Raw genomic sequence first — 26626 nt, 5'->3', positions numbered from 1 at the left:
ACATGACCAGCGCGCTCGCCCACCGCCTCGGCAGGCTCGAACAGGCCCGTAAGGCGGGAGAGCCACGCAAGAGCCTCGTTCTGATCGGCTCCGTTATCGATGTGGATCGTCGGTACCAGGCTGCGGTTGACGAAGGCCGCTATCGGCCCGGCGAACCGTTGATGCGCGTTTTGCTGGCAGATCCCTCGATGAATGGAAACGTGAGGCCAACGCGATGAGCAGGATTGCCGAGCGCATTGCCAAGCTGGAACTGAGCAGCGCCGCGACCCAGCTCGCTCGCCGCGTCGTGCGGCACGTTCTGGATTGCGACCCAGCAGACAGACCCGCTCGGCTGGCGGCGATCGAGGAGGCGGACCCGAAGGCCTTCCACATCGTCCGCGTGATTGTCCGCCGATCGGAGGTGCGAGCCGCAGCATGAGCTGCGAGCATGAGCCCGATCCTGACAGAGACGGGATGGACCGTCACTTACTGCCATGACTGACAGAGTTCGAATCTAGGGCTATTTGAAGCCCGGACGTCGCCGCGATTTCGTGTTGATCTGTGCTGCAATCCCAGCCTGCTTAACATTGGCCTCTTTCGCCAGACGAAGCCCGCGCAGTTTCAGCATGTTCTCTTCACGATGCTGGATCAGTTTTTCGGTTTCGGAGAGAATTCTAGCGTGCGAGAGCGATCGGGTCTGGATCTTCGAGAATTGATTGTCGGCCGTTAAGCGCTGTTTTGATAGTTCGAACATTACGATTTCCGTTCTTGCTTAGATTGAAAAGCAAAAAGGCCGAGCAGATGCCCGGCCTTTCGAGTGGCTAAAGTCGCTGGTGCCAGTACATCCGTGGTCAACGGCGACGATTGCCAAAATCACGCAGCCTGGAGCTGTTCCGCGGCCATCTTGCCGGACCTGCTGTCGCGGGCGACCTCGAAGCCGAGCTTCTGGCCTTCCTGCAGATCGCGCATGCCTGCGCGCTCGACTGCGGAGATGTGTACGAACACATCCTGGCTGCCATCGTCAGGCTGAATGAAGCCGAAGCCCTTGGTGGAATTGAACCATTTCACTGTGCCGGTGGTCATTGATAACCCTCCTTTTGGCAAGACCTGTCGCTCACCGACAGAATGTTCGGCGAGTTCAGAACGATTTCGAAAGGGGGAGATTATCAGAGCCGCGCCAAAGCGCGAAAATAACAACGGCCGTCCAAGCAATCTCGATATCGACACATCTAATGCATATATTTGAGAAACGCAATCAGAATATTTTAAAATTACTATATCAACCGAAATCTCTGAAATTTTGCGAGATTTCACAGGATCTCGTCCGACTATCTGTAAGCCTTATGGGACGGATTTCGACTCGATCGGTCACGACATCCCTAAGCGGGCTCAGAAGCAGAGCGCCTTTGGAGGCTGTCACGTGCTGGATGGATGGTATCTGGTATGCGCGCACCAGCCCGGCCTAGCTGGCACGGATCACGCCCCATCCCGAAATTTGCCCACCGCTCGCTCGACGAGTTCCGTTTCCTCGCACGAGACCGCCACCAAACTGGCAATGATGTAGGAAAGCCTGATCCGTTCCTGCTCATCGTCGCCTACTTCCGCCCTTACAGCTTCCCAGGCGGCATCCAGCGCAGCACACGCCCGCGCGAGATTAAGTGGATCACTCAGCGACGAGAAGGGCATCTGCTTAAACTCCGGCAATATCACCAGAGTAAGTTTTAGCTGGCTCCGCTGGGCAACGTCATCATCGCAGTCAGCATACCGGGCACCCACGAGGCGCGAACCTGCAAAAGCGATCGGGAACCTTCCGCCAGCTTACGAGTTTGGTGCGTCTGTCCCTCGCGCAAGGATCGGTCTGATGACCTTGGTCGCTCTTCTATGGCTCATCGCGATCGGTCTGAGCGTGCTGGTGGCGCTGGTTCTCCTCTGGCCCTCTCGAAGCAAAGATCCGCCCCCGTGATCGAGGCTCGGCGCTGGATCGTTCCCCGCTGAAGCGGGACGCTCGCGAGGCAGCTCCTGCAAGAAACGGCCCGGACCCGCGGGAACGCGACCGGGCCAACTGAAGCGAAGCTCCGATTTAAGCCGCCAGCTTTGTCGCAGTAGAATTAGCAGCGCTGCCAAGCTGCGTTAAGGCCTTGTCGGTCTTGGCCTCTTCCGCAAGCGTCTCATCAAGCAGCTTAGCTGCATCCTTGTGGCCGAGTTGCATCGCCCAGGCTTTCAGGGTGCCATACCTCGACATCTCGTAATGCTCGACAGCTTGCGCCGAGGCGATGAGGCCAGCATCGAGCGCAGGGCTGTCAGCGTAATCCTCCATCACCGTCTTACCCTCGTCGAGAATACCCAGAATGGCATCGCACGTCTTAGCCCGCGGGGCTTTACCGATGAGCTCGAAGACATCCGCGAGGCGCTCGATATGGCCCTCGGTCTCCATCTTATGGGTTTCGAAGGCCTTCTTCAGCTCAGGCGCCTTCGCCGCCTTCGCCATTTTTGGTAGCGCCTTGAGGATCTGCTTTTCGGCGTAATACACGTCCTTGAGCGTGTCGAGGAACAGCTCATCAAGCGGCTTTGCAGCGGTGGTCATCTCACTCTCCCGTTGGTGAATGAAGCGCAAGAATGAAACGGCGAACGCTTGCACTGGTTCCGCCGAGACGCACGCCGGCCGCATCTGAGCAGTGAAGAGGGGTCAAAGCTGAGTGTGAGCGACGCGCTCGGCCTCTTCGCGAGATAGCTCCTCGTCATATTCGAGGATTGGCGTGCTCTTCGAACTGCGCTGCAGCGTCATTGGCAGACGGTGCTGCGGCGAAAAATTCACGGGCTCCTGTCCGGAATGAACCTTCAAAACCCTCGAAACCCCATTTCCGTGGTTATGAAGGTTCATTTCCCCGCATGCGGCGATTTTTTCGTGCTCGCGGAGGCGGTCCAGCTTTGTGAAAAGTACGCGCGCCGCGCGGCCTGCGAAGCTTGGTCGAGGTGAGTACACCTTATTGGCTGCTGATTGGGCGGGGCGTTCCCTGTAAACTTTTCCGGCCTGCGACGATCTGGAGGACGCAATGCGACGAACCGGGGCGATTGCGATGGTGTTGATCGGAGCCAGCAGCCCGACGATTGCATCGGAATGGGTCGGCCGATGGGGGTCTCCCAATTGTGCGGGTGATGCAATAATAATCGGCCTAAGCCCGAGGAAGCTGGATCTGTCGACATTCGAAACGTACTGTCAGAGCGTCAGATCGAAGAAGCATCCGCACGGCTATGAACTCACCGCTCAATGTAGCGGGGAAGGCCGCCCGATGCGGGTTTCGTTCGTCATTCGTGTTGATGCAAACGAGCTAACTTTTACGCGTATCCGAGGCTTCGACTTCGATCCGAAACGGTTCCGTCGTTGCGGATAGCGCGGCCGCCGCAGATGACGGGCAGGGATACGCTTGCTGAGGCGGAGTTTCTTGAGTCCGAAAAAGATGGGAAAGTCACCCGCGGATGCGGCCCTTCGGATGATGACAATTGATGACGCTAAGCGGAGGCAGTTGAAATTCTCGTATCAGTACGCGCGGCCGCACGAGGCGTGCGTCAATCGGCGAGTGCGCGCACGTTTTGTGCATGGCGCGCAGGTAAGGCGTAAAACGCTCGCAGAAGCTCGCCAGTGGCCGTTTTTGAATTTTGGCTACATGGATAGCCTGCCACGTCAAAACGCCCGCCACGGATCGCGCCTGAGTCAGCACGCGACATTCAGCGGCGCCATGGAGCCACATCGAGCCCTACGCAAGCTCTCCGGCCTCCCTCAGAGCCTTCCGGCAAGCCTCGATCCGGCCCGGCAGATCGGCGAAGCCACGGCCTCCGGGTGTCACGGCGCCGGTCAGCAGCGCGTCCCACATGTCGCCGTTCTTCGCCCGATGCCCATGGTCCCGCGAGCCCTGGCGCCAGCCGTGCCAGTAGGAGCGGGATCGGTTGTCGCCGCATGGCAGCCCATCCGCGCCGTCGCGAAAGCCCTCGGCCATCTCGGAATCGTCCAGCCGGGCCAGATCCATGAGCGAGATGACCGGCTCGCGGTTCGGATTCTTGAAGTCGGGTTCGTTCGTCATTCGATGTCCTTCTTGCTCCCCTTGTGCGCCACCTCAAAACGGTGCGCCACTTGCGCCACCCGCACCCCCTAAAGGGGAGGTGCGGTGGCGCAGATTTGCGCGCCACCTTGCGCCACCTTTGCGCCACTTGAATTATCGAGGTGGCGCAGCCTCATCATGCTTCTGGCCCAGGGGCCACGAAGACCCGCATTTTGCGGTGGTCATCCTGCCGTCGCTGTGTGGCCAAAGCGCCCTTGTCGATCCACATGCGGAGGACGCGGTTAACCTGTTCGCGGTCGGCTTTTCGATCCACGTCGAGCCCCAACACTTCGGCAATCGCATGCCCGATCCAGTTGCTTGCCTGGCTGTCCATGCGAAACGTCTCGTCAGCGCGGACCATCGCGATAACGCGCTCGCAATCGGCCGCGGTCACGTTGTCGAGCACGCCCGGCATTTCCCAGGCAGTGGCCACACCGACATTGTCCTCCGGCTCAGCCCCGCGCCCGTTGCCAAGCCCGACGCTCACCATCTGGAACCACGCAGCCTTTTCCATTGGCGGCGCCATGTTCGCCTTGCCGTCGTCGACCCGGAAATGAAGCCGGCGGCGCTCGGGCTCGACGTTCGCACGCTCGGCTTCTTCCTTCGTCATGCCGTTCAGGACGCGAGCGCTACGGACTGCGCCGATGAGCGAGGAACCGCCGCGGGCGTCTTCCACCGTGTATCCCTCGGCGCCGCTGGCGGACTTGCGGACGTGATGCACTAGCTCAATCGCGCAGTCGCACCGCTCGGCAATGCCGGCCCAGACCTTGGCCACGCGGTCAATCGCCCCGTTGTCGTTCTCCGGCACGCCGTGAGACGCGACGAAGGGGTCAATAACCAAGAGGTCGACCCGGTTCTCCCGGATAGCCCGCTCGACGCCTTCGACGGTCGGGACGGCAACAGCGGTGCGCTGCCCGGCTGCCATCTCGACGATACGGATAGGCAGATCGCGCCCGCTGTCGACGAACAGCCGGCCGGCGATATCCGCCTTGCTGATGCCGTAGTGCAGGCAGGCCGCAGCAATGCGCCGGTTAAGCTCTTCCATCGGATCTTCGCCGTTCCAGAGCCAGACCCCCAGCGGCTCGCGGACCTTCACGCCCAGCAGATCGCGCGCCGTCACCATGGAAAGGGCTTCCACGATTCCCAGCGACGACTTGCCAAGACCGCCCGGCGCAACCGTCGTGCTGACGAAGCGGCGGACGTAGTGGCGCCCGTAGAGCCATTTGCGCGTCGGGATGGTGCTCGGGTCCATCAGAACGAACGGCGTCGCCTTGATGGGCTGGGAGACTACCGGCGGCGCCTCCTGTTCCGTTTCGGCCCCGAAACCATGGAAGGCCAGAACGTCGGCTTGATCGTCTTTCCGGGCCTGCCAAGCGTCGTTCGTGTCCTTGCCCAGGCCGGGCTTGGGGAGTGCGATCAAGACCTCGCGCCCCGCTTCGCTCCAGCGCGCACCGCAGGCCCGAGCTGCCTCGGCATTGGCGCGGTCGTGCTCGCCCAGGATGGTGAGCGTATCGACGCTGTTGACGACAGGCAGCTTAGCGATGCTGCCGGCCGAGCCCAGAGCCCAGGCCGGGGCGAAGCCCATGGCCAGACCAGACATCGCGCTTTCGATGCCTTCGCCAGCCGCCAGGGCGCCGCGCTCGGCATCCAGATCGCCGAACATGATGGCGGCGCCGACGACCGGCCCGAGCATCTTCCGATCGATCTTCTTCGCATCGGCCGTCAAAGCCGTGCGATGGATCGCCACGACCGCGCCTGTCTCGATCGACCGGAAGGCCGCGACCATGCAGGGATGCCGCAGGCCCTGGCCGAACGGGCAGGCCGGATGGAAGCGCAGCGTCGTCATCGCCACGAAATCCGGCAACTCCAGACCGCGGGAAGCGAGGTAGGTTTCGACCAGCGTCCCGCGCGGGTCGACGCCTTCCGACCAGATTCGCAGGGCCAAGGCCTGCCGATTATCGACGGGCTGAGATTCCGGCCCGTTGGTGGGCTTGCTGCCGTTGGTCTTGCCGGCCGAAGCCGACAAGGGGGTATTGGGCTGCCACGTGATGCCGAGGCGGGTTTCGACGTATTCGAGGCAGCGGCGTTTGTCGTCGCCTGCGTGACTGAAGACGATGGGCTTGCCGGTCTCGCCGATGCGGACGGACAGGCTGCGGTCTTGGGCGCTATGGCCGGGGCCAGGCGCAAGCACCTGGCCTCCGGTGACGACGCCGCCCAACGCCTTGGCGATGGTGGGGAGGGTCATCAATTCGCAGAACCTCCCTCGATCAGCCCCCGCTCGATGGCGACGGCGAGCGCTTCGTTCAGAGCCGCCGCTAGCGCCGGAAGATGCCGGATACCGATGGCGAGCCCCTTGCCGGGGCGCATCTCGCCGTCAGCCGCCCGGAACCAAAGCCGGGCGTTGACGGTGGAGTAGCCGTTGAACTCGTCGAGAGCGACGCGCACGTTCTCCCGGTCGTTCTTCGGCCATTCGGCGATGATGGTGGGGGCGGTGCTCATTCGTCGTCCCTCCGCAGCATCTCAATGACGGGGTGAGGTCCAGGAATGCCGTTCTCCTCGCGGAAGGCGCGCAAGCTGTAGTTGACGCTCTCCAGATCGGAGAGCCCCATTTCCCCGTGATAGATCTTCGTCGCAGCCACCATGCCGTGGCAGTACGCGTACTCGATTTCGGGCGTGACCTGCCCCATCTCAATCATCGAATGAATGAGGCCTTGCGCCATAAAGTGGGGCGCGATGGTCGTCGGGCCGCTCGCAGTCATCACGGCGCGGGTGTCCTTGCTCCACTCCTTGCGGAGCCTTGCGATGAACTGCCGGCGCAGCTCGCGAGGCAGAGCTAGGCACGCCTGCATGTCCTGGAAGGAGTGCCAGACCGTCCGGACGCCAGGGACCGGCGGCCGGAAGTAGCGGAGATTGGCAAGGCCAACGGCCGCGGTGCTGAGAGGTGAGACGAGCCCAGTCAATTCTGCCTCCCCTGGCTGTTGTCGACGACCGGCAAGGACAGGTCCGCCGCCAGCGCGTTCGCCTCGCGGACGGCGTCGGAATGGCTCTCGCCATCCCAAACGCCAAGGCTGCCTTCGCCCATCTGCACGACGTTGACGAAGTAGAAGAACCGGCCGATGCGCGCGGCATCATCGGACTTCGTGACCGTGCCCGCGTCGATTTCGACGAAGGAGCGGATGGGGAACGGAACGACCTCGCTCACTTGTGCCCCCCGACGTTCTCGCCGCGATCGACCGCGACAATCTCAACAGGGGTCGTCAGCGTGTAGCGCCCATGCGTGCCGACACTATGAGGCTCGCGGTCGGTCTGGATGCCGACGCCGAAGCCGCGGAGATCAAAGACGTAGGCGCCGAGCCGATAGGCAGGCCCGCCGGGGAAATCGATGCCGGAGACGCCCTTGCTGCCGCGCTCGACGAGGGTCAACAACGTCAGGGCCTCGCGGCCGTTCACGCAGATCATGGTTTCGCCAGCGATGCGGGCGAGGACTTTGGGAAAAGCGCGCTTAGCCATCAGTTGGCCTCCTTCGGACCAAGACCGGCGAGGCGGGCAATAGTCAGCGCGTGCGGTGCGCTGATAGCGAACTGCTGCCGAAGCCGGTTGATGATGAGGGGGAGTGTGCTATGGTCCGAATGCGTAGCTGCCCAGCTTTGCAATTCGGACCCCGCGAGCGCCATGGCCGGCGCCGCGGGTTTCACATTTTCGACGTGCATCAGTTGCCGACCTCCGGGATGGAGGAAGTCTCGATGGCGTCGATGTAGCGGCGGATCTCGCTAGCCCGGATAAAGGTCCGAGGTCCGTTCCGAACCGGCTTCAGCCGGCCGGCCTTGATCTCGTCGTATCCCTTCGTCGTCCGAAGACCAGCAAGCCCGAAGGCCTCCCGGATCGGAATAAGAGGGTCGACGATCGAAACAATGTCCTGCGTCATTGCCTGTCCTTTGTTCGCCCGCGTTCAAATGAACACAACTCAGCGGGTGATCAGACAATGACGACAGCAGCCGGGAAGTCACGAAAAGCAGGTTACTCAATCGCCATTCCTTCCGGAATCCCGGAACGAATGGCCATTCGCTCCGTTTTTACTTCCTATTCTGAGCCGAGCGGGCTTCGTTGACGAGCTTTAACCGGGATAGCTCCCTGCGAAGCGTGTTTTGCGTGTATGGCTGGTAGCCGGCTTTGGCGAACCTGGCCGCCAACGGCGTTGTGATGTCGAAAACCGCGGCATCTAGGTTGAGCCGGGACGCCGGATGGAGGTTCAAGAACTCTTCCCGGATTATCCGCTCGCGCGCCTGCTTAGCCTTCGCCCTCGCCTCCGGCCCGGCTTTGCGCCCTTGATGAGACTTGAGCCCAGAGAAAGCGAGATAATGGGCGGCGGACTCTTCAAACCTGAGCCAATACCAAGCGTCAGCCCAATGTATCAGGCGCTCTAGAAGGTCGTGGTTGGCATCATCAAAGAGCCTCAGGCTATAGGTGATGTCATCGGACATGAGCATCCACCTCGCTGCGGTCGCTTCACGTGAGAGGGCGCCGTGCCGCCCAGTGACCTCAACTAGGTGTTGGCCGAACGCGAGTTTGTACACCTCATTGGCTTCTGGAGTTCCAAAGGGAGGAGCGTCTCGGACCGAAGCAACTACCTCGTCGCGAGTTTTCTCGCCGGCAGCCTTCAATACCCGATCAGCGCTTTGATTGAGCCAGGCGAAAACCACGCCGGGGTTGTTGTGGTCGGGGGTCGCATCCTCGACGGCGTTCAAACCCGCGTCATGATAGATGTCTTTGCGCATTGAACGCAGGCCGCGAACTTCGACCGCGCGCCCTTTCAAGACACTGCCCGGTTTCCCCGGCGCCCATAGCCGCTCATGGGGAATTAGGGGAATCTCAAGGTCGTCATCTTTATCGTCTGCCACGTCGCACCCCAGCAACGTCACCAAAGGGAGGACGGGGAAACCAAGTGGTGCGCCTTGGCTTATCGGCTGGCCGGCCTATCCCCATCCGTTTCGGACGATGTCAGCCGGTCTTGGCTGGCATCGGAATAATCGCCGCCCCCTGGCGAAGCGTGTCGAGATAGTCGGCCCACCACTGCGCCATGCGCACGCGCTCGTCCCAATACTGCCCGCGGGCGTAGGCGCGGCGGCTCTTGTCCTCCTCTTCGTGCGCTAGCGCGCGCTCGACGGCGTCCGCGGACCACATGCCGCTTTCGTTCAGAAGGGTAGAAGCGCTGGCTCGGAAGCCGTGGGCGGTATGGTCCGTCTTGGAGTAGCCCAGCCGGCGCAGCGCGGCGTTCAGGGTGTTCTCCGACATCGGGCGTTCGACCGAGCGCTCGGACGGGAACAAATATCGTCCGTTGCCAGAGATTCGGCGGACCTCCTCAAGAACAGCGAGCGCCTGGCGCGGCAGGGGGATGGCATGAGGCCGCCGCATCTTCATGCGCCCGGCAGGCACTGTCCAAACGGCCTGAGCGATATCGAACTCGAGCCACTCGGCCCATCGCAGTTCGCCCGGCCGCGGGAACAGGAGCGCCACGAGCTTCAGCGCGGCCGTCGTGAGCCGGGCGCCTTCGTAGCCGTCGACCGCACGCAGCAAGGCGCCGAACGCTGTCCTCTCGATGACCGCGGCCCGGCTCTTCACGATGGGCGGCGTCAACGCGCCACGCAACGCGACCGTGGGGTCATCCTTGGCTCGCTGTGTCGCGATGGCGAAGCGGAATACTTGCCCGATGATAGACCGCAGGCGCCGCGCCGTTTCGAGCCGGCCCCGAGCTTCGACCTTGCGCAAGACGGCCAGGATTTCGGCGGCGCTTATCTCGGCAATAGGCCGCTTCCCAAGATCGGGCGCCGCGAGGCTGATATGCCAATCGTACTTGTCGATAGTGGTCTGAGCCTTGCCACTCGCGACCTTCTGCGCGCGCAGATCTGAGGCCAGAACCTCAAAGGTAGATTCCCGACTGGCGGCGGCGGTCAGTTTGGCGAGCCGCTTTTCGGCGCCGGGGTCCTTCCCTTCTCGCAACAGGTCCTTGGCTTCTTCGCGCTTCGCCCTCGCCGCGCGCAGATCGATTGCCGGATAGGGACCGATCGAGAGTTTCTTTTGCTTGCCGTCGAAACGATACGCCAGCCGCCAGAGCTTCGCGCCCTTCGGCTCGATCCAGAGCTGAAGGCCGCCACCGTCAGACAGCTTCACCACCTTCTCGCGAGGCTTGGCATTCCTGATGGCTATATCGGTCAACGGCATTTGTTGGCCCTAGCAAGTTGGCCTGTTGGCCTTGCGGCAGTAGAGGGCCAACATTTTGCGCGGCTGTCAACGAACCGTTGCGAACGGCCGCGAAAGCGATGGACCTGAATTTTCGGGGGTTTTGCCGCTCTGGCGGTCTGCGGCGAATGGCGCCGAAAGCCGATATGGTGCCCCTGGCCGGGATCGAACCAGCACTCCTTGCGGAACTCGATTTTGAGTCGAGCGCGTCTACCAATTCCGCCACAGGGGCCCCTTGCGGGCGGCGCGGACTATAACTGTCGATCCGGCCCGGTCAATCTCGCGTGAGCGGCTTTTTTCACTCCAGCCCGGCATGGACGGCGCCGGCGCAGCCAGATAGCTAGAAGCGCATCGCCTCCGGCAGGTTCACCGCCGGATGCGCCGTCACCGTCAGAGGGCCGCAGCATGGCTTCCGCGAACACGCCACCCGCTGCCGCCCTGCCGCCGGAACGGCGTGGCGCCTTCCAGCGCCTCTATCTCTGGACCTTGTCGCTCGCCGCACGCCCGGCCGCCCAGCTCTGGCTCGCCGTGGTCGCCTTCGTCGAGAGCTCCTTCTTTCTGATCCCGGCCGATGTCCTGTTCGTGCCGATGGCGCTGGCCGACCCACGCAAGGCCTATCGCTACGCCCTGGTCGCGACCGCATTCTCGACGCTCGGCGGCATCGCCGGCTACGGCCTCGGCTATTTCGCCTTCGATGCGCTCGCCCGGCCGGTCCTTGCCTTCTATGGCAAGCTCGCCGCCTTCGAGGCTTTGCGCGCCTGCGCCGGGCCGGACACCACTCTGCTGCTGCTGACCACTTCCGGCCTCGCCCATCTCCCGCCGATCAAGGTGGTGACGATCCTCGCCGGCGCCGTGCAGGTCGGGCTCGGCTTCTTCGTCATCTCCTGCGTGCTTGCCCGCGGCGCCCGATTCTTCGCCCTCGCCTTCCTGCTGCGCCGCCATGGCCCGGCGATCCGCCATTTCATCGAGCGGCGCCTCAAGCTGATCGCCTTTGGCGGCGCTGCCCTGCTGATCCTGCTCTATTTCGGCCTCAAGCTGCTGACAGGCTCCGGCCAACTCTTTTCCTGCTGAGCGACCCATGACCGCCACGCCTCTCGCCGACCTCTTCGCAAAGCCGCGCCGCGTCATCGCCCTGATTGGCCTCGCAAGCCTCGCGCTGATCGCCGGTGCCTGGTTCTTCGAACTCGTCGTGCTGCTGCGGCCCTGCAAGCTCTGCCTCGAGCAGCGCGTCCCGCATTACGCCACGATCGGGCTTGCCGCCGTCGCGCTGCTGCTCGCCCGCTCGCACCGCAGTCAGCTCGTCGCCCTTGCCGCCCTCGCTTTGCTGATGGCCTGGAGCACCGGGCTCGGCATCTACCATTCCGGCGTCGAGTGGGGCTGGTTCGCCGGCCCGAACGATTGCGGCGGCGCAGTCGCGCCCGCCGCATCCGGCATGCAGGACTTCATGAAGCAGCTGCAGACGGTCCGCGTCGTCTCCTGCACCGAGGCGGCCTGGCGCTTCCTCGGCCTCTCGCTCGCCGGCTGGAATGCTCTCGCCTCGCTCGGGCTGCTTATCGCAGCGCTGCTGGGATTGAAGAGCGCAGCGGACTGATGTCCGTGAGCACCGGAAGCGCAGGCGGTCGCGTCAAGCGGCCGCGCGGGTAGAACCGAGAGGCACTCTCAGGGTTCGAGCTCGGAATCCCAGTAGAGATAATCGAGCCAGCTCTCGTGCAGATAGTTCGGCGGGAAGAGCTTGCCGTTGCGGTGCAGATCGTTGATCGACGGCGCGAAGGGCTTCTGCATCGGGATCATGCCGACGGTGTTCGGCATCTTGTCGCCCTTGCGCAGATTGCAGGGCGAGCAGGCTGCGACGACGTTCTCCCAGGTCGTCAGCCCGCCCTTGGAGCGCGGAATGACATGGTCGAAGGTCAGTTCCTCGCGCCCCAGGCAGTACTGGCAGGCGAAACGGTCGCGCAGGAAGACGTTGAAGCGGGTGAAGGCGGGGGTACGCGAGGGCTTGATATAGGTCTTGAGCGAAACCACCGAGGGAAGCTTCATGTTGAAGCTCGGGCTGCGCACCACGGTATCGTATTCGGAGACGATGTTGACCCGGTCCATGAAGACCGCCTTGATCGCGTCCTGCCAGCTCCACAACGACAGGGGGTAGTAGCTCAGCGGCCTGAAATCCGCGTTGAGCACCAAAGCCGGACAGCCATCCGGCGAAGCCATCGGATGCATTACATGCGCCGTCACCCGTATCGCGCCTCCGCTTAATCGAGCCGGACGAATCCCGTAGCCCGATAATGTAAGCGCGAGACGACAGGATTGTGAAGCGGCGATGTTGCGGCGCGAATGGGAAACGTGATTTAGGACACCAGCCGGGGCGACGCGGACGCCACCGATCTCCGTGATGCCGGCCAGAGCGCAGCATAGCGCCGGAAGCCGTCATAGGGCGCGGGCGCTCTACGATGGCCTCCAGAGCGCGCGCCTTCGGCGCCTGTCCGGAATGTCAGTGCCCCGTGAGGGGCGCCTGCGCCTCCTAGCGGGTCGGGACCGGCTTCTCGCCGCGATAATCGTAGAAGCCGCGCTTGGTCTTGCGACCGAGCCAGCCGGCCTCGACATATTTCACCAGCAGCGGGCAGGGCCGGTACTTGGAATCCGCCAGCCCGTCATGGAGCACCTGCATCACCGAGAGACAGGTGTCGAGGCCGATGAAGTCGGCGAGCTGGAGCGGCCCCATCGGGTGATTGGCGCCGAGCCGCATCGCAGTGTCGATCGCCTCGACCGAGCCGACGCCCTCATAGAGCGTGTAGACGGCCTCGTTGATCATCGGCAGCAGGATGCGGTTGACGATGAAGGCCGGGAAATCCTCGGAAACCGAAGCCGTCTTGTGCAGCCGGGCGACGAAGTGCTTGGCGAGCTCGAAAGTGTGGTCGTCGGTGGCGATGCCGCGGATCAGCTCGACGAGCTGCATCAGCGGCACCGGATTCATGAAATGTATGCCGATGAAGCGCTCCGGCCGGTCGGTCGCCGCCGCGAGGCGGGTGATCGAGATCGAGGAGGTGTTCGAGGCGAGCAGCGCGTCGGGCCGCAGATAGGGGCAGACCGCGGTGAAGATCTTGCGCTTGATCTCCTCGCTCTCGGTCGCAGCCTCGATCACCAGGTCGCAGGCGCTCAAGCCTTCGAGAGACGGCGCCGCGGAAATCCGCGACATGGCGTCGCGCCGGATCTCGTCGGCGATGGCGCCTTTCGAGACCTGGCGGGCCATGTTGCCGTCGATCGTCGCCAGCGCCGCCTTGATGCGGTCCTCGGCGATATCGTGCAGCTTGACCTCGAACCCGGCCACAGACGCCACATGGGCGATGCCGTTGCCCATCTGCCCGGCACCGATGATGCCGATCGTCCTGATCTCTTGGTCCATGTGACGCTTCTGTTTCCCGGTGGCTGGAGCCGGATGCCTTTCAGGCGAGGCGCACTGCGTTCCCACCTCGAGACATCCCGTCTCCCGACATGACGTTAGGGCGGAATGCGAAAAACCGGCCCCCGCTTTTTCGCATTCCGCTCTGGCGCGGGCCGCATCGCTGCGACCCGCGAGGTTTCGGCTTACTTGCCGATCTTGGCGAGCTCGGCCTCGAGCTCGGGCATGATCGTGAAGAGATCGCCGACCAGGCCGTAATCGGCGACCTGGAAGATCGGCGCTTCCTCGTCCTTGTTGATCGCGACGATCACCTTGGAGTCCTTCATGCCGGCGAGATGCTGGATCGCGCCGGAAATGCCGACCGCGACATAGAGGTCGGGCGCCACGACCTTGCCGGTCTGGCCAACCTGCCAGTCGTTCGGGGCGTAGCCGGCGTCAACCGCGGCGCGCGAGGCGCCCATGGCAGCGCCGAGCTTGTCGGCGACCGGCTCGATCACCTTGCCGAAATTCTCCGCCGAGGCGAGCGCCCGCCCGCCCGAGACGATGATCTTGGCCGAGGCGAGCTCCGGACGATCGGACTTGGCGACCTCCTCGCCCTTGAAGCTCGAAATGCCGGTGTCGGCCACGACAGCGACGCTCTCGATCGGCGCGCTCGCCGAACCGTCGCCGGCCGCCTGGAAGGAGGCGCCGCGCACGGTGATCACCTTCTTGGCATCGCCCGACTGAACGGTCTGGATGGCGTTTCCGGCATAGATCGGCCGTTCGAAGGTATCGGCCGAGACGACCTTGGTCACCTCGGAGATCTGCATCACGTCGAGCAGGGCGGCGACGCGCGGCATCACGTTCTTGCCGGTCGTGGTGCCCGGCGCGACCAGCGCGTCATAGGCGCCGGCGAGCGAGACGATCAGCGCCGCCAGCGGCTCGGCGAGACGGTGCTCATAGGACGCGTCCTCGGCGTGCAGCACCTTCTCGACACCGTCGAGCTTGGCGGCGGCCTCGGCGACAGCCTTGGCGTTGTGGCCGGCGACCAGGACATGCACGGGCGCGCCGAGCGCCTTGGCGGCGGTCAAAGCCTTGCGGGTCGCCTCGTTGAGGGTCTTGTTGTCGTGCTTGGCGAGCAGCAGCGTCGTCATGGTTCAGAGCACTCCCGCTTCGTTCTTCAGCTTGGAGACAAGTTCGGCAGCGGAGGAGACCTTGACGCCGGCCGAGCGGCTCGGCGGCTCCGCGGTCTTCAGCACGGTCAGGCGCGGCGCGACATCGACGCCGAGCGTCTCCGCCGTGGTCTCGTCGAGCGGCTTCTTCTTCGCCTTCATGATGTTCGGCAGCGAGGCGTAGCGCGGCTCGTTCAGGCGCAGATCGGTGGTGACGATCGCCGGCAGCTTAAGCCCGACGGTCTGCAGGCCGCCATCGACCTCGCGGGTGACGTCGACCGAGCCGTCGCCGACCACGACCTTGGAGGCGAAGGTGCCCTGTGGCCAGCCGAGCAGCGCCGCCAGCATCTGGCCGGTCTGGTTGGCGTCGTCGTCGATCGCCTGCTTGCCGAGGATCACCAGGCCGGGATTCTCCTGCTCAACCAGCTTCTTCAGGATCTTGGCGACGGCGAGCGGCTCGACCGTACCCTCGACCTTGACCAGGATGCCGCGATCGGCGCCCATGGCGAGGCCGGTGCGGATCGTCTCCGCCGCCTGCGCCGGGCCGATCGAGACCACGACGACCTCGGTCGCCTTGCCGGCTTCCTTCAGCCGCAGAGCCTCCTCGACGGCGATCTCGTCGAAGGGGTTCATCGACATCTTCACATTGGCCAGCTCGACGCCCGAGCCGTCCGCCTTCACGCGGATCTTCACGTTGTAGTCGACGACCCGCTTGACAGGCACGAGAATCTTCATGGGCGCTTCACCGTTCGGGAGAGATGGACCGTGACCCGGTGCCGAACGAAATCGCGGCAGTTCGGCATCGCGGCCCGCGGCTGGAATGCGCGGGGACCGTAGCGACGGGAATTTGCCGTTGTCAACGGCGTGAAGGTCGCGCCGGGCTCAGGCCGGGCGCCCGAACAGCGTTTGACCGCGCCGGATCAGGAGCGGCGTCAGCGCCGCGCCGGCCCCCAGCCCACCGAGATGCGCCCACCAGCCGACCGCGCCCTGCTGGTCGAACAGCGCCGAAAGCAGCTGGAACAGGATCCAGGCGCCGAGCGCGTACATCGCCGGGATACGGATCGGAATCCACTTGAAAGCGAGCCCCCAGACGCGCACGCGCGGGTAGAGCATCAGATAGGAGGCGATCACGCCCGAAATCGCCCCGGAGGCGCCGACCAGCGGCTGTTCCGAGTCGGGATTCATCAGCGCGTGCAGCAGCGCCCCGGCGATGCCGCAGAGCATGAAGAAGACGAGGAAGCGCAGATGGCCCATCGCATCCTCGACATTATCCCCGAAAACCCAGAGGAACAGCATATTGCCGACGAGATGGGCGAAGCTGGCGTGCAGCAGGATGCCGGTCATCAGCGTCAGCCAGGGCGGCGCCTTGAACAATTCAGGCGGCAATTGCGCCTCGCCGAACAGCACCGCCGGAATCGTGCCGAACCCGGCGAGAACCGCGATCTCGCTCGCCTCGCTGGTCCAGTGCATCAGCACGAGCCGCAGCAGGATGCAGATCGCGATCAGCGCATAGGTGACATAGGCGACGCGGATGAAGCGCATCGGCACGCCGTCATGCAGCGGCACGAACATCGGTTCAGCGGTTCTGCCCGGGCGTCCAGAGCACGTCGCCCCCCGCCCTGGCGTTGAGGTAGCGGGAGGCCACGAACAGGAAGTCGGAAAGCCGGTTGATGAATTTCAGCGCCGGCTTCGCCACGCTCTCGCCCTCGATACCGGCGAGCTCGACCATCAGCCGCTCCGCCCGCCGGCTGACGGTGCGGGCGAGATGGAGATGGGCGGCGGCCGGCGTGCCGCCGGGCAGGACGAAGGAGCGCAGCGTGCCGAGCCCCTTGTTCAGCGTGTCGATCTCGGCCTCGAGCCGGTCGACCTGCGCCTGGACGATGCGCAGCGGCTCCCATTCCAGCTTCTCGCCGGTATCGGGCGAGGCGAGCTCGGCACCGAGGTCGAAGAGATCGTTCTGGATGCGGCCCAGCATCGCGTCGACGCTCGCATCCTCGGAGGCGCAGTGGAGCCGCGCCAGGCCGATGCAGGCATTAGTCTCGTCCGTGGTGCCATAGGCGGCGATGCGCAGGTCGAATTTCGGCCGGCGCGCCCCGGTGGCGAGCGCCGTTGTGCCGTCGTCGCCCGTGCGTGTGTAGATGCGATTGAGAATGACCATGACAGCTTTATAGCGCGCCGCCGCGCCGGCGGAAGGGGCGGTTTCGCCGCGCGCTCAGCCGAGCCGCAGCGGCAGCAGCCCCGGCTCCTTCAGCGTCTCCAGCGCGATCTCGGAGCGCACCCGGGCGACGCTCTCATGCGGCAGCAGCACCTCGTTCACCAGCCGCGACAATTCCTTGAGATCGCCGACCGCGACCTTCAGCATGTAGTCGGCCTCGCCGGTCAGGGCATGGGCCTCGAGCACGGCCGGGGTGAGCTTCACCAGATCGCGGAAGCGCCGGGCATTGTCGCGCGAATGGGTGTTCAGCGCGACATGGATGAAGACGGTGACCGACAGCCCGATCGCTTCGGGATCGATCAGGGCGCGATAGCCGCGCACCACCCCCTCCTGCTCGAGCCGCTGGCGCCGGCGCGAAACCTGGCTCGCCGACAGGCCGATCTTCTCCGCCAGCGCGCCATTGGTCAGCGAGGCGTCCTGCTGCAAGGCTTCGAGCAGGCGCCAGTCGAAAGCGTCCAAGGCGGGCATTTCGTGAGCGTCTCCGTTTCATGATGCACGTTTCGTGCAAATTAAGCGCTCGATCGGTCTATTTTGCAAGATCATCGCCGCGGCGATGCGCGACCATGGTCCTTATAAATCGACCCAGGAGGAGGACGCCATGGGCCCGTTCCCGCACGACACCGCCCCGCCCGCCATTTCCGACGCCAACCCGATGGGCACGGACGGCTTCGAGTTCGTCGAGTTCGCCCATCCCGAGCCGGAGAAGCTCGGATCCTTGTTCGAGACCATGGGCTTCACCAAGGTCGCGAAGCATCGCTCCAAGCAGGTGACGCTCTATCGCCAGGGCGACGTCAATTTCGTCGTCAATGCCGAGCCTGATTCCTTCGCGCAGGGCTTTGCCGCGCAGCACGGCCCCTGCGCCTGCGCCATGGCCTTCCGCGTCGTCGACGCCAAACACGCCTTCGAGCGCGCCGTCGCGCTCGGCGCCGAGCCCTATGAGACCCGCGTCGGCCCCGGCGAATTGCAGATCCCGGCAGTCAAGGGCATTGGCGGCTCCCTGCTCTATTTCGTCGAGCGCTATGGCGAGAAGGGCTCGATCTGGGATGTCGACTTCGATTGGCTCGGCGAGCGCGACCCGCACCCCGAGCAGGCCGGGATGTATTATCTCGACCATCTCACCCACAACGTCATGCGCGGCCGCATGGACCATTGGGCCGACTGGTACGGCAAGCTCTTCAACTTCCGCGAGATCCGCTTCTTCAACATCGAGGGCAAGCTGACCGGGCTGATCTCGCGCGCCCTGACCTCGCCCTGCGGCAAGATCCGCATTCCGATCAACGAATCCCTCGACGACAAGAGCCAGATCGAGGAATACCTGCGCCAGTACAAGGGCGAGGGCATCCAGCATGTCGCGCTCGGCGCCCGCGACATCTATGCCAGCGTCGAGCAATTGCGCGCCAACGGCCTGCCTTTCATGCCCTCCCCGCCCGCGGCCTATTACGAGAAGGTCGATGGCCGCGTGCCGAACCATGGCGAGCCGGTCGAGCGGCTGAAGGCCAATGGCATCCTGATCGACGGCGAGGGCGCCGTCGCGCTCGGCGAGAAGGCCGGCCGGATGAGCAAGGTGCTGCTGCAGATCTTCTCGGCCACCGTGGTCGGGCCGATCTTCTTCGAATTCATCCAGCGCAAGGGCGATGACGGCTTCGGCGAGGGCAATTTCCGCGCCCTGTTCGAGTCGATCGAGGAGGACCAAATCCGCCGTGGCGTACTGAAGCCGCAGGCGGCGGAATAGACCGCGTTCCCGTCATGGTCGGGCTTGTCCCGACCATCCACGTCTTCGGGCCGCCGCCCCAACGCGACGTTCGAGACAGAGATGCTCGCCACAAGGGCGAGCGTGACGGTGGAGGCAAGCCGTTCAGGCCGCAAGCTTCGGCGCCGTCATCGCCTCGCGCAGCGCCTGCGCGAAATGCCGGGCCGCGAGCCCCGCCCCCGGGGCGATCAGCAGCGCCACCGAAAGCTCGAACAGTGGCGGCAGCCCATCGCCCGGAGTGAGCCGCCGCAGCTCGGTCGGCACAGCGCTCTCGGTGATCGCCGTGACGCATAAACCGGCCTCGACCGCCGAGAGCAGCCCGGCCATGTGCGAGGAGGAAAAGACCAGCCGGTGCGGCCGCTCGGCCGCCTCGAGCGCCGCCAGGATGCGCGGCCTCGCCCGGCAACCCTCGTTGAACAGGCCGAGCGGCAGGGTTTCGTCCAGCTCCGGCCGGTGGCCGCGACCGGCGACCCAGACCAGCGGCTCGCGCCGCAGCCTTTCGCCCTTCGGCCGGCCCGGATCCTGGGTGATCACGGCCAGATCGAGCTCGCCCGCCGCAACCGCCGGCTCGATCCGCTTCGAGAGCTCGCAATGCACTTCGAGCTCGACGCGCGGATGCTCGGCCGAGAAGCGCATGATCAGCGGCCGCAGATAGGCGTCGACGTAGTCGTCGGGCACGCCGATGCGCAGCCGCCCCGAGGCCTTGTCGCCGGCGAGCTCGGCCCGCGCCTCGCATTCGACCGCAAGCAGGCGGCGCGCATGGGCGAGCAGCCGCTCGCCGGCCTCGGTCGGCGTGACGCCGCGGCGCGACCGCTCCAGCAACTGCCTGCCAAGCGTCGCCTCGAGATCCTGGATGCGCCCGGAGATCGCCGATTGCGTCCTGCCGAGCCGCTGTCCGGCGGCAGTGAAACCACCGGTTTCAGCGACCGCGACCAGCATGGCGAGCGCGTCGAGATCAAGATGGGTGGACATGTTCGCGCTCCATCGGAAACGCCAATAGACGAATCAGAATAATCCGTTTTTCCGATTGCCGGAAGCGGCCTATAGCGGCAGGCACCAAGACAGCCCTCATCCTGAGGAGTCGCGCGCCGGCTCCTCAGGATGAGGGCTCGCATGTAGCGACCGAAAGCTGCCCGATGTCCGCCCCCGGCCTCAGCCTTTCCGACCGCCCGGCCTCGCCGGCGTTCGGCATGTTCCTCATCCTGATGCTGGGCGCCACCTGCATCGGGTTCTCCGGCATCTTCGTGCGCTTCGCCGATGTCGGCCCCGCCGCCGCCGGCTTCTGGCGCATGCTGTTCGCGCTGCCGGTGCTCGGCGCCTGGATGGCGCTGGAGGGGCGTCGCACCGGAACAGCGGGCGTCAGGTCCGGCGCGCTCTTTCCGATCACGCTCGCCGGCATCGCCTTCGGCGTCGACGTCATCCTCTACAACGGCTCGCTGCTGCACACGACGATCGCCAACGCCTCGCTGCTCGGCAACCTCTCGCCGGTCGGCGTCATCCTCGGCGGCTGGCTGATCTTCGGCGAGCGCCCGACGCGGCGCATCCTCGGTGCCCTGCTGCTGGCACTGGGCGGCGCCGGCATGCTGGTGCTGCCCAAGTTCACCGGCGCACCAGCCGCCGGCTCCCTGCTCGGCGACACGCTCGCCGTCGGCGCAGCCTTCTCCTATGCCGCCTATATCCTTGCCGTCCGCCGCGCCCGCAACCGCGCCGATGCCGGCCGCATCGGCCTGATCTCGACGGCGATCTGCGCCGTCTTCTGCCTCGCCGCCGCTCTGGCTCTCGGCGAGACAATCCTGCCGCAGAGCCTGACCGGCTGGCTCGCCGTCGCGGCACTCGGCCTGATCGCCCATGCCATGGGCCAGGGGCTGATCACGCTGGCGCTCGGCCATTACGGCGCCAACGCGACCTCGCTGGTCATGGTCTGGCCTTCGCTGGTCTCGGTGCTCGCCGCCTGGGCGATCTTCGCCGAGCAGCCGAGCCCCGCCCAGGCCTTCGGCGGCGTCGCGATTCTGGCCGCCGTACTGATGGTCAGGAAGGGCTGAGGCCGATTCCGGGCCGGCGGCTCACTTCACGATTTCAGCCTTCGGCCGATCCAAACGGCTCCTCCGGCGTTTAGCCGGCAGGAGGAGCTGTCATGGAACGACATCCGATGACGATAGCCTGCGCCGCGGCCGCCCTGTTGCTGCTGGCGGGCCCCGGCGCCGCCCAGACCGAGCCCGGCAACGGCGAAGCAAGCTTCCTCAACGCGCTCGAAGGGCGCTTCAGCGGCGATGGCACGCTTCAGAACGCCGGCGGAAGCAGCCGCTCCCTCAAATGCCAGTTCAATGGCGACCAGCAGGGCTCGCGGCTCAGCCTCGACGGCAGCTGCCGTACCGCCGCGATCTTCAGCGCGACGATCCGGATCGAGCTCCGGCACGATCCGGCGACCGGGCGCTATGCCGGCAGCTTTCGCGAGAGCACGGGGACCGTGGCCGATCTCGGCGGCCGGCGCCAGGGCGAGCGTCTGACCCTCGCCTTCACCGAAACCGCCGAGAGCGTGCGGCCGAACCCGCCGGCGACCCTGACCATCACCCGCCGGCAGGGCGGCATCGCCCTGACGTTGCGCGGCAGCAAGCCGGGACAGGGCCAGAATCTCGACCTCGCCTTGCGCGAGGAGTGACGTGCAAAAGAAAGAGCCCGCCCGGAGGCAGGCCCTTGTTCTTCTACTCCGCCGCCAGTCGCGGCGAGGGGAGCTTGCCGGCCATCGCCTTGGCGCTGGCTTCGCCCGGCATGTGCTCGGGATCGTGGATCGGCTCCCAGGTCGATTCGTCCTCGGCCTTGCTGAAGAAGCGGCCGAAGGCCCAGGCCAGCAGGCGCCCGAGATCATCCATCACCGTGTAGAAGGACGGCACGAAGACGAGGCTGAGCACGGTCGAGACGATCAGCCCGCCGATCACCGCGATCGCCATGGGCGAGCGGAACTCGCCGCCATCGCCGACGCCATAGGCCGAAGGCAGCATGCCCGCCGCCATGGCGATCGTCGTCATCACGATCGGCCGGGCCCGCTTGCGGCCGGCCTCGATCAGCGCCGTCATCCGGTCCTTGCCGCGCCCGACCTCCGCGACCGCGAAATCGACCAGCATGATCGCGTTCTTGGTGACGATGCCCATCAGCATCAACAGGCCGATATAGACCGGCATCGAGACCGGATTGTTGGTCGCGAGCAGCGCGATGACCACGCCGCCGAAGGAGAGCGGCAGCGAGAGCAGGATGGTGATCGGCTGGAAGACCGAGCCGAACAGCAGGATCAGCACGGCGAGCACCAGCATCAGGCCGGTCGTCATCGCGGTGATGAAACCCTGCACGACCTCGCCCTGGATCTCGGCATCGCCGGTCGCGGCGATGCGCACGCCCTCGGGCAGCCCGACCTCCGCGACGATCTTGTTGAAGGTCTCCTGGGCGGTGCCGAGCTCGAAGCCACGCTTCAGATCGGCGCCGATCGCGGCCCGGCGGACGCGGTCATAGCGGTCGATCGAGGACGGGCCCTCGCCGAAGCCGATCTCGGCGACCGCGGTGAGCGGGACCGAGACGCCGTTGACATTGGTGACGCGCAGCGCCGCGATGTTGCGGATATCGGTGCGCGCCTGCTCGTCGAGCTGGACGCGGATCGGCACCAGCCGGTCGCCGGCGTTGAACTTGGCGAGATTGGCACCGATATCGCCGATGGTCGCGACCCGGATCGCCTCCGAGATCGCCTCCGGTGTGACGCCCAGATTGGCGGCCTGTTCGAGCTTCGGCGTGACCCGCATCTCCGGCCGGCTCAGCGACCCGGCGGTGGCGACGTTGAGATAGCCGTCGACCTTGCGCATCCGCGCTTCGATCCGGGCCACCGCCTCGTCGAGCGCCGCCCCATCCTTGGACAGGATCGAGAAGGCCATTTCGCGCTCGCCGCGCTCGTTGACATACCAGGCGCGGACATCGGGCACCGCGGCGAGCTTCTCGGCGATCGTGACCTTGAGTTCCTTTTGCGGGATGGCACGCTCGGCCTTCGGCTGCAGCATGATGAAGACCGCGGCGCGGCGAACCTCGCGCTGTCCGGTCGGCGACGCCCCGCCCAGCACGAAAACACGGGTGACCTCCGGGATTTCGCGCAGCTTGTCGACGATCTTGTCGGAGGTGATCCGGGTATCCTCCAGCGTCGAGCCGGGCGGCAATTCGACTGATGCGACGACGCGCGCCGTATCCTCGTCCGGGATGAAGCCGGTCGGCAGCAGCGAGGTGGCCTGGATCGAGCCCCAGAGGAAGACGAAGCCGATGGCCAGCGTCAGATAGCGCACCTTCAGCGTCGCCTTGAGCAGCCCGACATAGCCGCGCATCACGAGCCCGTCCTTGGGCTCCTGATGGTCCATCGGCCGCATCAGATAGGCCGCCATCATCGGCGTGATCAGGCGCGCGACCAGGAGCGAGAACAGCACCGCGACCGCGACAGTGAGTCCGAACTGTCGGAAATACTGGCCGGCGACGCCGCCCATGAACGAGACGGGCGCGAAGATCGCGACGATGGTGAGCGTGATCGCGATCACCGCGAGGCCGATCTCGTCGGCCGCCTCCATCGCGGCGCGATAGGGCGACTTGCCCATCTTCATGTGGCGGACGATGTTCTCGATCTCGACGATGGCGTCGTCGACCAGGATGCCGGTGACCAGGGTGATGCCGAGCAGGCTGACGAGATTGAGCGAGAAGCCCATCATCTCCATCGCCCAGAAGGTCGGGATCGCGGAAAGCGGCAGAGCGACCGCGGTGATCAGCGTCGCGCGCCAGTTGCGCAGGAACAGGAAGACGACGAGCACGGCCAGCGCCGCGCCCTCCAGCAGCGTCTCCATCGCCGCCTTGTAGTTGCCATGGGTATAGGAGACGGCGTCATCGATCGACTTCAGCGCGATCTCGGGATAGCGCTTGTTGAGCTCGTCGATCTTGGCCGCGACCACATCCTTGACCGAGAGCTCGCTCGACCCCTTCGAACGGAAGACCGCGAAGGAGACCACCGGCTGCTTGTCGAGCCGGCCGAAGGCGCGCGGTTCCGAGTTCGAATCCTCGACGCGGCCGAGTTCCTTCAGACGGACCTCGCGCCCGCCGGTGAGCTGGATCTTGCTCTCGGCCAGCTCGGCGACGCTGCGCGCGCCGGCGAGCGTGCGGATCGCCTGTTCCTGGCCGCCGACCTCGCCGCGCCCGCCGGCGAGATCGACATTGGTGGCGCGGATCTGGCGGTTGACCTCGCCGGCAGTGACGCCGAGCGCGAGCAGCCGGTCGGGATCGAGCGAGATCCTGATCTCGCGATCGACGCCGCCATAGCGCTCGACCCGGCCGACACCCTTCAGCCCCTGCAATTCGCGTGCGACGACGTCGTCGACATGCCAGGAGAGCTGTTCGAGCGTCATGCCGGCGGAGGCCGCGCCATAGGTCAGGATCGACTGGCCTTCGACATCGATGCGCTGGATCACCGGCTCGTCGATCTGGCGCGGCAGATCGGCCCGGATCTTGGCGATCGCGTCCTTGACGTCGTTGACCGCCCGGTCGGTATCGGTCTCCAGGCGGAACTCGATCAACGTGGTCGAGGCGCCGTCGGTCAGCGTCGACATCACATGCTTGACGCCGGTGATGTTGGCGACCGCGTCCTCGACGCGCTTGCTGACCTGGCTTTCGAGCTCGGCAGGCGCCGCGCCGGACTGCGTCACCGTCACCGAGACCAGCGGCACGTCGATGTTCGGGAAGCGCGTCACCGGCAGCTTCGAGAACGAGAGCAGGCCGAGCACGCAGAGCACGACGAAGAGCAGGATCGCCGGAACCGGCTTGCGGATCGACCAGGCTGAGAAGTTGATGTTCATGGCCGGGCTCGTCAATTCGTCATGATCGGCGTGATCACGTCGCCATTGCGCACGAAGGTGCCGGCGCGCGCCACGACGCTCTCGCCCTCGGCGAGGCCGGAAAGGACTTCGGCCCGGCCATGGCCGATCAGCCCGAGCTCGACCGGCTTGGTCGTGACCTTGCCATCCTTGACGGCCTGCACCGTCACCCCGCCGCGGCTATAGGTCAGCGCCGACAGCGGCAGGACGAGACTGGTCTTGCGGCCGGTCTCGATCACGCCGCGGGCGAAGGAGCCGATCGCCACCGGCGGATTGCCCTTGAGCGCGATCCGCACCCGCCCGAGCCGCGAGGCCTTGTCGACCTCCGGCGCGATCAGCCGGATCTCGCCTTCCAGGATCTGGGCCGCACCCGCCGGCGTCACCGTCACGCGCTGGCCCGGCTTCAGCCCGGGAATCTCGACTTCCGCAACCTCCGCCTCGAGCTCGACCGCACCTTCGGCGATGACCTTGAACAGCGGCTCGGCCGACGCCATCGCGGCCATGCCGCCGAGCCGCGCATTGCGACGGCTGACGATCCCGGCCTTGGGCGTCCTGATGTCGGTGCGTGCCAGCTTGACGTCGATATCCTTGCCCTGCGCCTTCGCCAGGGCGAGATCGGCGGACATGATCGCCAGGTTCTGCTTGGCCGAGTTCAGCCGCGCCTGCGCCGCCCGGGCGGCGGTAGCGCGCAGATCATAGGTCTCGACGCTGGCATTGCCGCTGTCGCGCAGGGACTTCGTCCGCTCGAAAGCGTTGTTCGCCTGCACGAGATTGGCCTCGGCCTCGACGATCTGCGCCTTGGCCTGGTCGACGCCCGCCTCGGCGCGCTGAATCTGTGCGTCGTTCTGGCTGCGCTGGACATCGAGGCTGACGCGCGAGAGCCGCGCCAGAACCTGGCCGGCGGCAACGCGATCGCCCTCCTCGGCCAAGAGCTCGGTGATCACGAAACCATCGATCTCGGGCGTCACCATCACCTCGTCGCGGGCGATCATCGAGCCGGAGACGACGACGCTCTGGACGATCTCGTCGCGCTTGGCCGATGTCACCGTAATCGCCGGCGCGGCCTGGGCCGGCTGCACGGCCGCGGCGGCCGGCGCCTGGGCCAGCCCGATCGCCGGCAAGCCGGCGGAGGCGAGGAAGGACAGCGCGGCGAGGGTCTTGCGGAAGCTGGGCATGGGTGCGGCTCTTTGCGCGTTCATGGTTGCTCGTCCTGGCCCGGCGGCAGCAGTAGGACCTGCGCCAGACCGCGCATCGCGGCGAAAAGCGTCTCGGCGCCGGCGGCGGCGTCGAATTCCGGGTCGACGGCGCGCCGGCAGAAGAAGCCATCGGCCATCATGAAGATCGCCTGCAGAAAGCGCGCTTGATCGAGATTGACCGGCAGCTCGCCATTCTCGCGGGCGACCGCGACCGCCGCAGTCACACCCTGCTCGACCGTGCCGTCGATGCTCGCGCACATCTGCGCCATCTGGGGATTGCGGGCCGCCTCCGCCCAGATCTGCAGGGCGATGATCGCCTTCTCGCGCGGCTTGTGCACGAGATGGAAACGGCCGAGCTCCTCCAGCTGGTCGAGCAGTCCGCCCTTATCCGGGTCGAGCCCGGCGAAATCGGCGGCGATCTCGCTGCGGTCGCGCTCGGCGATGCCGGCGACGATCGCGTCCTTCGAGGGAAAATAGCGATAGAGATTGCCGGGGCTCATGCCGGCTTCGAGCGCGACATCGTTCATCGTCGCGGCATGGAAACCGGAGCGCGCGAAGACGCGCTCCGCTGCGTCGAGAATGCGGATATGGCGCTCGGACGGGCCGCGTTCGGCCGGTAGCTGGTCTGCGATCTGCGACAAGGCACGGCCAAATAAATGAGAATGAACGTTCATTCTCATGTCGTAACGCAATCCGGCTGTCAACTGCGAATACGGCCAATG

Annotated in this window: 32 protein-coding genes and 1 tRNA gene; 7 read left to right on the top strand and 26 right to left on the bottom strand. The window is 65.3% G+C overall.

Annotated features, from left to right (window positions below; translation table 11 throughout):
• The first annotated feature begins 2 nt into the window (after positions 1-2).
• Positions 3-218: a hypothetical protein gene (locus ACWGRX_RS16005; protein ID WP_452118337.1), complete on the top strand. Its 216-nt coding sequence runs from the start codon at positions 3-5 to the stop codon at positions 216-218.
• Entirely contained in the window at positions 215-418 is a 204-nt protein-coding gene (locus tag ACWGRX_RS16000) for a hypothetical protein (RefSeq protein WP_452118336.1), read from the top strand. Before ACWGRX_RS16005 ends, ACWGRX_RS16000 begins: the two co-directional genes overlap by 4 nt.
• A gap of 81 nt (positions 419-499) precedes the next feature.
• On the opposite strand, the gene ACWGRX_RS15995 is transcribed toward ACWGRX_RS16000, so the two are convergent.
• The 15 genes from ACWGRX_RS15995 to ACWGRX_RS15925 form a co-directional block, all read right to left on the bottom strand.
• Positions 500-733 carry a hypothetical protein gene (locus ACWGRX_RS15995; protein ID WP_452118335.1) on the bottom strand — a complete coding sequence of 78 codons (234 nt, stop codon included), beginning with the start codon at positions 731-733 and terminating at the stop codon, positions 500-502.
• A gap of 119 nt (positions 734-852) precedes the next feature.
• The gene (locus tag ACWGRX_RS15990; protein ID WP_066733645.1) at positions 853-1062 is read right to left on the bottom strand and encodes a cold-shock protein; all 210 of its coding nucleotides are present in this window, start codon (positions 1060-1062) and stop codon (positions 853-855) included.
• A gap of 393 nt (positions 1063-1455) precedes the next feature.
• Positions 1456-1665 carry a hypothetical protein gene (locus tag ACWGRX_RS15985; protein ID WP_452118334.1) on the bottom strand — a complete coding sequence of 70 codons (210 nt, stop codon included), beginning with the start codon at positions 1663-1665 and terminating at the stop codon, positions 1456-1458.
• Positions 1666-2059: 394 nt separating this feature from the next.
• The gene (locus tag ACWGRX_RS15980) at positions 2060-2563 is read right to left on the bottom strand and encodes a YciE/YciF ferroxidase family protein (protein WP_452118333.1); all 504 of its coding nucleotides are present in this window, start codon (positions 2561-2563) and stop codon (positions 2060-2062) included.
• A gap of 1171 nt (positions 2564-3734) precedes the next feature.
• A complete protein-coding gene (locus ACWGRX_RS15975; RefSeq protein WP_452118332.1) occupies positions 3735-4058 on the bottom strand; it encodes a hypothetical protein in 324 nt (107 codons plus the stop codon).
• Between the two features lie 154 nt (positions 4059-4212).
• Positions 4213-6321 carry an AAA family ATPase gene (locus ACWGRX_RS15970; RefSeq protein WP_452118331.1) on the bottom strand — a complete coding sequence of 703 codons (2109 nt, stop codon included), beginning with the start codon at positions 6319-6321 and terminating at the stop codon, positions 4213-4215.
• A complete protein-coding gene (locus ACWGRX_RS15965) occupies positions 6321-6575 on the bottom strand; it encodes a PC4/YdbC family ssDNA-binding protein (RefSeq protein WP_452118330.1) in 255 nt (84 codons plus the stop codon). Before ACWGRX_RS15965 ends, ACWGRX_RS15970 begins: the two co-directional genes overlap by 1 nt.
• Complete coding sequence (locus ACWGRX_RS15960) at positions 6572-7036, bottom strand: hypothetical protein (RefSeq protein WP_452118329.1); 465 nt, start codon at positions 7034-7036, stop codon at positions 6572-6574. The genes ACWGRX_RS15965 and ACWGRX_RS15960 overlap by 4 nt, the downstream gene beginning before the upstream one ends.
• On the bottom strand, positions 7033-7278 hold the full coding sequence (locus ACWGRX_RS15955; RefSeq protein ID WP_452118328.1) for a hypothetical protein: 246 nt from the start codon (positions 7276-7278) through the stop codon (positions 7033-7035). The genes ACWGRX_RS15960 and ACWGRX_RS15955 overlap by 4 nt, the downstream gene beginning before the upstream one ends.
• Positions 7275-7586 carry a winged helix domain-containing protein gene (locus ACWGRX_RS15950; protein ID WP_452118327.1) on the bottom strand — a complete coding sequence of 104 codons (312 nt, stop codon included), beginning with the start codon at positions 7584-7586 and terminating at the stop codon, positions 7275-7277. The genes ACWGRX_RS15955 and ACWGRX_RS15950 overlap by 4 nt, the downstream gene beginning before the upstream one ends.
• A complete protein-coding gene (locus tag ACWGRX_RS15945; RefSeq protein ID WP_452118326.1) occupies positions 7586-7786 on the bottom strand; it encodes a hypothetical protein in 201 nt (66 codons plus the stop codon). The genes ACWGRX_RS15950 and ACWGRX_RS15945 overlap by 1 nt, the downstream gene beginning before the upstream one ends.
• The gene (locus ACWGRX_RS15940; RefSeq protein WP_452118325.1) at positions 7786-8001 is read right to left on the bottom strand and encodes a hypothetical protein; all 216 of its coding nucleotides are present in this window, start codon (positions 7999-8001) and stop codon (positions 7786-7788) included. Before ACWGRX_RS15940 ends, ACWGRX_RS15945 begins: the two co-directional genes overlap by 1 nt.
• 148 nt (positions 8002-8149) lie before the next feature.
• Positions 8150-8821, bottom strand: a complete 672-nt coding sequence (locus ACWGRX_RS15935; protein WP_452118324.1) for a hypothetical protein — start codon at positions 8819-8821, stop codon at positions 8150-8152.
• Between the two features lie 253 nt (positions 8822-9074).
• Positions 9075-10295, bottom strand: a complete 1221-nt coding sequence (locus ACWGRX_RS15930) for a tyrosine-type recombinase/integrase (protein WP_452118323.1) — start codon at positions 10293-10295, stop codon at positions 9075-9077.
• A gap of 165 nt (positions 10296-10460) precedes the next feature.
• A tRNA-Leu gene (locus ACWGRX_RS15925) sits at positions 10461-10545 on the bottom strand.
• Positions 10546-10718: 173 nt separating this feature from the next.
• Here ACWGRX_RS15925 and ACWGRX_RS15920 point away from each other — a divergent pair.
• Together ACWGRX_RS15920 and ACWGRX_RS15915 are read left to right on the top strand one after the other, a co-directional pair.
• Positions 10719-11384, top strand: a complete 666-nt coding sequence (locus tag ACWGRX_RS15920; protein WP_291641329.1) for a YqaA family protein — start codon at positions 10719-10721, stop codon at positions 11382-11384.
• Between the two features lie 7 nt (positions 11385-11391).
• On the top strand, positions 11392-11904 hold the full coding sequence (locus ACWGRX_RS15915; protein WP_452118322.1) for a disulfide bond formation protein B: 513 nt from the start codon (positions 11392-11394) through the stop codon (positions 11902-11904).
• 68 nt (positions 11905-11972) lie between these two features.
• Here the strand turns inward: ACWGRX_RS15915 and ACWGRX_RS15910 are convergent, their stop codons facing one another.
• The 7 genes from ACWGRX_RS15910 to ACWGRX_RS15880 all read right to left on the bottom strand — a co-directional run bounded on the left by ACWGRX_RS15910 (position 11973) and on the right by ACWGRX_RS15880 (position 17544).
• The gene (locus tag ACWGRX_RS15910) at positions 11973-12530 is read right to left on the bottom strand and encodes an HNH endonuclease (RefSeq protein ID WP_291646029.1); all 558 of its coding nucleotides are present in this window, start codon (positions 12528-12530) and stop codon (positions 11973-11975) included.
• Positions 12531-12831: 301 nt separating this feature from the next.
• Positions 12832-13713, bottom strand: a complete 882-nt coding sequence (locus ACWGRX_RS15905; protein WP_452118321.1) for a 3-hydroxybutyryl-CoA dehydrogenase — start codon at positions 13711-13713, stop codon at positions 12832-12834.
• A gap of 182 nt (positions 13714-13895) precedes the next feature.
• Positions 13896-14843 (bottom strand): electron transfer flavoprotein subunit alpha/FixB family protein, encoded by a 948-nt coding sequence (locus ACWGRX_RS15900; protein ID WP_452118320.1) that lies wholly within the window; start codon positions 14841-14843, stop codon positions 13896-13898.
• 3 nt (positions 14844-14846) lie between these two features.
• The gene (locus ACWGRX_RS15895) at positions 14847-15596 is read right to left on the bottom strand and encodes an electron transfer flavoprotein subunit beta/FixA family protein (RefSeq protein WP_452118319.1); all 750 of its coding nucleotides are present in this window, start codon (positions 15594-15596) and stop codon (positions 14847-14849) included.
• A gap of 147 nt (positions 15597-15743) precedes the next feature.
• Entirely contained in the window at positions 15744-16433 is a 690-nt protein-coding gene (locus ACWGRX_RS15890) for a rhomboid family intramembrane serine protease (protein WP_452118318.1), read from the bottom strand.
• Between the two features lie 4 nt (positions 16434-16437).
• Entirely contained in the window at positions 16438-17019 is a 582-nt protein-coding gene (locus ACWGRX_RS15885; protein WP_452118317.1) for a cob(I)yrinic acid a,c-diamide adenosyltransferase, read from the bottom strand.
• Positions 17020-17073: 54 nt separating this feature from the next.
• Complete coding sequence (locus ACWGRX_RS15880) at positions 17074-17544, bottom strand: Lrp/AsnC family transcriptional regulator (protein ID WP_291645951.1); 471 nt, start codon at positions 17542-17544, stop codon at positions 17074-17076.
• A gap of 130 nt (positions 17545-17674) precedes the next feature.
• On the opposite strand from ACWGRX_RS15880, the gene hppD reads away from it, so the two are divergent.
• Positions 17675-18808, top strand: coding sequence for a 4-hydroxyphenylpyruvate dioxygenase (hppD, locus tag ACWGRX_RS15875; protein ID WP_452118473.1), 1134 nt, complete (start codon positions 17675-17677; stop codon positions 18806-18808).
• Between the two features lie 123 nt (positions 18809-18931).
• Here the strand turns inward: hppD and ACWGRX_RS15870 are convergent, their stop codons facing one another.
• Complete coding sequence (locus ACWGRX_RS15870) at positions 18932-19798, bottom strand: LysR family transcriptional regulator (RefSeq protein WP_452118316.1); 867 nt, start codon at positions 19796-19798, stop codon at positions 18932-18934.
• 164 nt (positions 19799-19962) lie between these two features.
• Between ACWGRX_RS15870 and ACWGRX_RS15865 the strand changes: the two genes are divergently transcribed.
• Positions 19963-20868, top strand: coding sequence for a DMT family transporter (locus ACWGRX_RS15865; RefSeq protein ID WP_291641311.1), 906 nt, complete (start codon positions 19963-19965; stop codon positions 20866-20868).
• A gap of 92 nt (positions 20869-20960) precedes the next feature.
• Complete coding sequence (locus ACWGRX_RS15860; RefSeq protein ID WP_452118315.1) at positions 20961-21485, top strand: hypothetical protein; 525 nt, start codon at positions 20961-20963, stop codon at positions 21483-21485.
• 43 nt (positions 21486-21528) lie between these two features.
• Here the strand turns inward: ACWGRX_RS15860 and ACWGRX_RS15855 are convergent, their stop codons facing one another.
• The 3 genes from ACWGRX_RS15855 to ACWGRX_RS15845 are packed head-to-tail and all read right to left on the bottom strand — an operon-like array spanning position 21529 to position 26545.
• A complete protein-coding gene (locus tag ACWGRX_RS15855; protein WP_452118314.1) occupies positions 21529-24690 on the bottom strand; it encodes an efflux RND transporter permease subunit in 3162 nt (1053 codons plus the stop codon).
• Positions 24691-24701: 11 nt separating this feature from the next.
• Positions 24702-25883, bottom strand: a complete 1182-nt coding sequence (locus ACWGRX_RS15850) for an efflux RND transporter periplasmic adaptor subunit (protein WP_452118313.1) — start codon at positions 25881-25883, stop codon at positions 24702-24704.
• Between the two features lie 20 nt (positions 25884-25903).
• The gene (locus tag ACWGRX_RS15845) at positions 25904-26545 is read right to left on the bottom strand and encodes a TetR/AcrR family transcriptional regulator (RefSeq protein ID WP_452118312.1); all 642 of its coding nucleotides are present in this window, start codon (positions 26543-26545) and stop codon (positions 25904-25906) included.
• Positions 26546-26626 lie beyond the last annotated feature (81 nt).

The organism is Allobosea sp. NPDC055594, from assembly GCF_053618995.1.
This window is presented reverse-complemented; position numbering and strand designations above follow the sequence as displayed.

Bases quoted from the DNA above. Each gene is read 5' to 3' on its own strand.
- ACWGRX_RS16005 (WP_452118337.1), top strand. From the start codon at position 3: ATGACCAGCGCGCTCGCCCACCGCCTCGGCAGGCTCGAACAGGCCCGT.
- ACWGRX_RS16000 (WP_452118336.1), top strand. From the start codon at position 215: ATGAGCAGGATTGCCGAGCGCATTGCCAAGCTGGAACTGAGCAGCGCC.
- ACWGRX_RS15995 (WP_452118335.1), bottom strand. From the start codon at position 733: ATGTTCGAACTATCAAAACAGCGCTTAACGGCCGACAATCAATTCTCG.
- ACWGRX_RS15990 (WP_066733645.1), bottom strand. From the start codon at position 1,062: ATGACCACCGGCACAGTGAAATGGTTCAATTCCACCAAGGGCTTCGGC.
- ACWGRX_RS15985 (WP_452118334.1), bottom strand. From the start codon at position 1,665: ATGCCCTTCTCGTCGCTGAGTGATCCACTTAATCTCGCGCGGGCGTGT.
- ACWGRX_RS15980 (WP_452118333.1), bottom strand. From the start codon at position 2,563: ATGACCACCGCTGCAAAGCCGCTTGATGAGCTGTTCCTCGACACGCTC.
- ACWGRX_RS15975 (WP_452118332.1), bottom strand. From the start codon at position 4,058: ATGACGAACGAACCCGACTTCAAGAATCCGAACCGCGAGCCGGTCATC.
- ACWGRX_RS15970 (WP_452118331.1), bottom strand. From the start codon at position 6,321: ATGACCCTCCCCACCATCGCCAAGGCGTTGGGCGGCGTCGTCACCGGA.
- ACWGRX_RS15965 (WP_452118330.1), bottom strand. From the start codon at position 6,575: ATGAGCACCGCCCCCACCATCATCGCCGAATGGCCGAAGAACGACCGG.
- ACWGRX_RS15950 (WP_452118327.1), bottom strand. From the start codon at position 7,586: ATGGCTAAGCGCGCTTTTCCCAAAGTCCTCGCCCGCATCGCTGGCGAA.
- ACWGRX_RS15945 (WP_452118326.1), bottom strand. From the start codon at position 7,786: ATGCACGTCGAAAATGTGAAACCCGCGGCGCCGGCCATGGCGCTCGCG.
- ACWGRX_RS15940 (WP_452118325.1), bottom strand. From the start codon at position 8,001: ATGACGCAGGACATTGTTTCGATCGTCGACCCTCTTATTCCGATCCGG.
- ACWGRX_RS15930 (WP_452118323.1), bottom strand. From the start codon at position 10,295: ATGCCGTTGACCGATATAGCCATCAGGAATGCCAAGCCTCGCGAGAAG.
- ACWGRX_RS15920 (WP_291641329.1), top strand. From the start codon at position 10,719: ATGGCTTCCGCGAACACGCCACCCGCTGCCGCCCTGCCGCCGGAACGG.
- ACWGRX_RS15915 (WP_452118322.1), top strand. From the start codon at position 11,392: ATGACCGCCACGCCTCTCGCCGACCTCTTCGCAAAGCCGCGCCGCGTC.
- ACWGRX_RS15910 (WP_291646029.1), bottom strand. From the start codon at position 12,530: ATGCATCCGATGGCTTCGCCGGATGGCTGTCCGGCTTTGGTGCTCAAC.
- ACWGRX_RS15905 (WP_452118321.1), bottom strand. From the start codon at position 13,713: ATGGACCAAGAGATCAGGACGATCGGCATCATCGGTGCCGGGCAGATG.
- ACWGRX_RS15900 (WP_452118320.1), bottom strand. From the start codon at position 14,843: ATGACGACGCTGCTGCTCGCCAAGCACGACAACAAGACCCTCAACGAG.
- ACWGRX_RS15895 (WP_452118319.1), bottom strand. From the start codon at position 15,596: ATGAAGATTCTCGTGCCTGTCAAGCGGGTCGTCGACTACAACGTGAAG.
- ACWGRX_RS15890 (WP_452118318.1), bottom strand. From the start codon at position 16,433: ATGTTCGTGCCGCTGCATGACGGCGTGCCGATGCGCTTCATCCGCGTC.
- ACWGRX_RS15885 (WP_452118317.1), bottom strand. From the start codon at position 17,019: ATGGTCATTCTCAATCGCATCTACACACGCACGGGCGACGACGGCACA.
- ACWGRX_RS15880 (WP_291645951.1), bottom strand. From the start codon at position 17,544: ATGCCCGCCTTGGACGCTTTCGACTGGCGCCTGCTCGAAGCCTTGCAG.
- hppD (WP_452118473.1), top strand. From the start codon at position 17,675: ATGGGCCCGTTCCCGCACGACACCGCCCCGCCCGCCATTTCCGACGCC.
- ACWGRX_RS15870 (WP_452118316.1), bottom strand. From the start codon at position 19,798: ATGTCCACCCATCTTGATCTCGACGCGCTCGCCATGCTGGTCGCGGTC.
- ACWGRX_RS15865 (WP_291641311.1), top strand. From the start codon at position 19,963: ATGTCCGCCCCCGGCCTCAGCCTTTCCGACCGCCCGGCCTCGCCGGCG.
- ACWGRX_RS15860 (WP_452118315.1), top strand. From the start codon at position 20,961: ATGGAACGACATCCGATGACGATAGCCTGCGCCGCGGCCGCCCTGTTG.
- ACWGRX_RS15855 (WP_452118314.1), bottom strand. From the start codon at position 24,690: ATGAACATCAACTTCTCAGCCTGGTCGATCCGCAAGCCGGTTCCGGCG.
- ACWGRX_RS15850 (WP_452118313.1), bottom strand. From the start codon at position 25,883: ATGCCCAGCTTCCGCAAGACCCTCGCCGCGCTGTCCTTCCTCGCCTCC.